This is a genomic window from Clostridium sp., from assembly GCF_036639235.1.
Lineage (GTDB): Bacteria > Bacillota > Clostridia > Clostridiales > Caloramatoraceae > Clostridium_AB.
This window is the reverse complement of the sequence record NZ_JAVWJB010000060.1, coordinates 2,001-6,566: the sequence shown is the minus strand read 5'-3', so window position 1 is coordinate 6,566 and position 4,566 is coordinate 2,001. Positions and strand designations below refer to the sequence as shown.

The window sequence follows — 4,566 nt, the reverse complement described above, 5'->3', positions numbered from 1 at the left end:
ATGGTCAAGGGGGCTATGCCGCCGCTGACCATTCCTTATGAGGACCCAAGTGACAAGCTACGCTTGGCGCGCAGTAGCTTTAGCGGTCCTCGGTAAACCTCATGAAAGCCTTGCTTTCATGACGCGCTTAGCGTCTTATCCAGTCTGTTATAGCTGGGTTAAGTGCTGCAACGTTATCCTTATCAATCTTGTTAACGAATATCATGTCACCATCTTCTACTGTTGGTCTTAGGATATCCATTATCTCGTCTGCTGACTTATCTGTTTTAACTAGGAAGCTTGTTGGCATAAAGTGTGCCCATGCTCCAAGTGTTTTGATATGAGCTGTAATCTCATAGTCATCACGTCCGTGATAATGCTCTTCTTCATGGTCATCTTCTCCATGACATCCGCACTCATGTCCATCTTCGTGATCGTGTCCACCGCAGCATTCATGTCCATCTTCATGTCCATGTCCACCGCAGCACTCATGTCCGTCTTCATGTCCATGTCCACCACAACACTCATGATCATCATCATGGTGGTGTCCATCGCAGCATCCATGGTCGTGATCGTGTTCTTCGCTACATCCACATGAATGTGTTTCTTCTACTAAATAATATGTAATAGTATATACGTTCATTGCCTTACCACCTTAATATAATTATTTTCTTCTAATAATAATACATATTATCAATAAAATCTACTAGATTATATAAATAATAAATATTGCTATTAGTAATATTTAACCAAATTATAATAAAATATACATAATATGTTACCAATTATTAGCTGTATTAAATAATATAATAGTATAACAACCTAGTTCAGCACACTTAAAATTATTTTTAGGGGGTAGGGTTATGGAAAGAAAGTTTATAGGATCCTTTATGTATATTTTATCTGCATACGAAATGTATCTGGTTTTAGGATTCCTTGCTATGGGCCTTTGTGGGTTTGTTTTTGGTGAGTATAAAGTACCAATAGCAATAGCACTATGGGCGGTTGCAGTAGTTAGCTTCTTAAGAGTAATGACAATGAGCACTAAAATGCTAGTTATAGGTGAAGATAATATAACTGTAGCTAGATTCTTTAAAAATGAAACCATAAGTATTAGTGATATATCCTTTATTGAAATTCTAGATAAGGGGATTATAATAACTAAAGCTAGTGGAAGGCGTAGTATTATACTAACAAAGGTCTTTAGTGCTAGTAGTGAAAGGGAGGTAAAATGCCTAATAGAGAGAATTAAGTCGAATATTGGCGCATGAATATGTGGTAATTTTGTGCAAAATACAAAATATTTAGTATAAATTGTATGTACAAATTACGTGTTTTGATATATAATAAAAATAGGTAAAGTAGAAAACTTAATCGGCAAATCTAGGGAAATCTAGAGACGCAAAGCTAAAGGGGCTAAGGTCAGTGACTATGCCAGCCAGTTGCCAAAGAGTCAGATATGTCTTTTTGTTATATCATTGATGGCAACTATCCTTTTTGGATAGTTTTTTTATTTATTGCCATCTTACTCACATTGACCTTGGAGAATTAGCACTACTTTATCGAGTATAATCCAAGGGGGTAAAGGAAATGAGAAATTTAAGTAAACGTTAATAATAGGGTCTACTGCTATTGTTTTGGACCTCTCCGTAATAGCTGATTTTGGGAGAGCTTAGAGGGGAAAGGAACCATTAAGTGGTTTTTAAACCGCTACTTAATAAATAGTAGAGAGATCAAAGGGATATTTTACACCAAAGGGGTATCTTATAGATATTAGTTTTTGGAATAGTAAAGAGTTAGTTCAGGAAACATAGAGTTTAAGTTGACAAAGGGAATAAAATTTTGGAGTTACAAAAAGTTAAATAATAGCATTAGGTAAATGCTATAACATGAAAGTTATAACAACGTTAGACAATCACCTCAATTTTAAGATACTGTCTATTTCCCCTCATATACCCTATGGTTATTTAATGGAGAAATAATCTAGATTATATGATTAGACAGGACAAAATTTAATAAATGCAAGACTCATATTAGAAACATAATAGAAATCACAACTAAACAAAATCATACCTATGAATTATATAGGGCATTAGCATTTGCTAATGCCTATTTTTTATGTAATTAAAGGATATTGAAACCTTTAAGACTAATTAATTTAGTAAAATATAAAAGTGATTATAATAATTTAGTTAATTTAAATGGATGATAAATAAAGGAGATGTATATGAGGGTTTTAATAGATGGAGATGGATGCCCTGTTGTTAATGAAACAATTAAGGTAGCAAAGGAAAATAATATTGAGGTAGTTATATTATGTGATACTGCCCATGTTTTTAATAGGGAAGGTGTTGAAACCATAATTATAGGGCAAGGTGCAGATTCTGTTGATTTTGCCCTTGTTAATAGAACTACTAAGGGTGATATTGTTGTGACACAGGATTATGGGCTTGCTTCAATGATATTATCAAAGGGGGCATACCCTATTAATCAAAATGGAATGGTATATACTAGCGAGAATATAGATGGACTTTTGTTTACAAGACATGTTTCTAGGGAAATCAGAAGAGCTGGTGGAAGGACAAAGGGTCCTAAAAAGAGAAATAAAGAGGATAACACTAAGTTTGAAGCATGTCTTAGAAAACTCTTATTTGATATTAACAAGTAAGAATACTAGAAGCAATCAAAAGTAAGGGCTATGAGTATGGTAATTCAATAAACAATATTTACATATAATATAAGGATGCAAAAAAAGTCCTTTTGGAGAATAATACCCTAAAGATATTTGAACTTTATTATTCTTTGGTTAATATTAGGTATTATAAATATATAGGCATATGGAGATACTAATATAAAAATTTAGTAATTTCCTAGTCGGGAGTAGATGTAATGGGTAAAGAAAAACACAAACTAATCAAAAATACTATTATGGACTTGTCAGATAGTAGAAAGATAATCAGAAATACATTTAATAATTTTTCCCTGAATTATAAGTCATTTATATTCTTCGAATTTTTATATAAGCTATTAGCAATTTTTCTTATTATTCCTATTAATTATTTTATACTTGATAGGTTACTTGGAGGAATGGGTGTTAGTAATATTACTAATACTGACCTTATTCGTATAGGTCTTAGTCTTGAGGGTATATTGTATATATTTCTTATTCTTGGGGTTTCCTATATAGCCGTGTTTTTTGAGATGAGCATATTAACCTATATGGCACAAAAATCACATAAAGGGGAGAAGGTTAGTTTACTAGAGGCTGGAGTTAATAGCTTCCGTATTATACCCAAGACTATTAGCTTTTATATGTTCCCTTTGATTTTTATAGCTGGGTTTGTAGGGCCGTTAACTGGTGTTGGACTATATAATTCTTTAATTCAGCATTTAACTGTACCATCATTTATTAAGCTAGAGCTATTCAAAAGCCTTGGTGGAAGGATTTTTTACTATGGAGTTTTTGCAGTTCTTTTAGTTGTTCTGTTTAGATGGCTTCTTGCTATACCAGCAGTTGTTATAGAGAAGGTATCACTACAGGGTGCATTTAAAAGAAGTGTTAATTGTTATAAATCGGATAGGGTTAAGTTAATATCCTATTTAACTGCATGGGTTGTAGTTAACATAGTTCTTAGGGTGATTATTCTCTACATATATACTGAAGTTGGAGATGTTATAATAAATGCACTTGGTCCTACTGGGCTTGCATCGGGTATATTTATGGTTATGTATATTACCCTGTTTTTTGTAGGGTATATTATAATTTCAACTATGACATTACCTTTATTTATATCATTTCTTGTTGAGCTTTATTATACATACCCAAGGGATGGAGTAGAGTATAGAGAGTTTGAACCTGTGACTAAATACCAAGAAAGTAAACCCTACAAATTTATAATCAGGAACAAAAAAAGATTTATAGTAGGAGTTATATCTATATTCTTTATATTTTCAGCTATTACTGCCTCTGGTATATCCTTTGGAGGTAATATTTATCCTAGGGTTGATGTTACAGCCCATAGAGGAAGTAGTATGTCAGCACCAGAAAACAGTATTTCAGCTATTGAAGCTGCAATTATGGAGGGTGCAGATTATGCAGAAATAGATGTTATGCTAACTAAGGATAAGCAGGTTGTTTTATTCCATGATAATAATCTTAAGCGAATAGATGGAAGCAATAGACGTATTAAGGATATGACACTTAATGAGATTAGAGCTATAGATAATGGATCATATTTCTCTAAAGATTTTGCAGGTGAGAAGATACCTACACTTAAAGAAGTACTTGAAGTAGCTAAGGGAAAGATAAAACTCAACGTTGAACTTAAAACAGTTTCACCTGAGGACACACTTCCTGAGGAGGTTGGAGCTATTATTAAGGAGACCAAAATGGAGGGCCAAGTAGTTGTTTCATCCCTTGATTATCAGGCTCTTATGGTATTTAAGTTATATCAACCTTCAATAGACGTAGGATATATTGTAACCTTTGGATTCGGTGACTTAAGCAACCTTGACGTTGATTTTCTATCAATGGAATATGGAATGGTTAACAAGAAAAGAGTAGAAGAGCTTCATAGTATAGGCAAA

At 33.1% G+C, this 4,566-nt stretch carries 4 protein-coding genes and 1 riboswitch; of the genes, 3 read left to right on the top strand and 1 reads right to left on the bottom strand.

Features of this window, described 5'->3' with window-relative positions; genetic code table 11:
• Positions 1-127: 127 nt before the first annotated feature.
• Positions 128-622: a hypothetical protein gene (locus RR539_RS09890; protein WP_332474117.1), complete on the bottom strand. Its 495-nt coding sequence runs from the start codon at positions 620-622 to the stop codon at positions 128-130.
• A gap of 220 nt (positions 623-842) precedes the next feature.
• Here RR539_RS09890 and RR539_RS09885 point away from each other — a divergent pair, with 220 nt between their 5' ends.
• From RR539_RS09885 to RR539_RS09875, 3 genes are all read left to right on the top strand, one after another.
• On the top strand, positions 843-1,250 hold the full coding sequence (locus RR539_RS09885) for a hypothetical protein (RefSeq protein ID WP_332474118.1): 408 nt from the start codon (positions 843-845) through the stop codon (positions 1,248-1,250).
• A 95-nt stretch (positions 1,251-1,345) separates the two neighbouring features.
• Positions 1,346-1,429, top strand: a riboswitch (cyclic di-GMP riboswitch).
• Positions 1,430-2,206: 777 nt separating this feature from the next.
• Positions 2,207-2,647, top strand: coding sequence for a YaiI/YqxD family protein (locus RR539_RS09880; protein ID WP_332483801.1), 441 nt, complete (start codon positions 2,207-2,209; stop codon positions 2,645-2,647).
• Positions 2,648-2,868: 221 nt separating this feature from the next.
• The coding region (locus tag RR539_RS09875; RefSeq protein ID WP_332483800.1) for a glycerophosphoryl diester phosphodiesterase membrane domain-containing protein at positions 2,869-4,566 on the top strand (1,698 nt) is incomplete at its 3' end.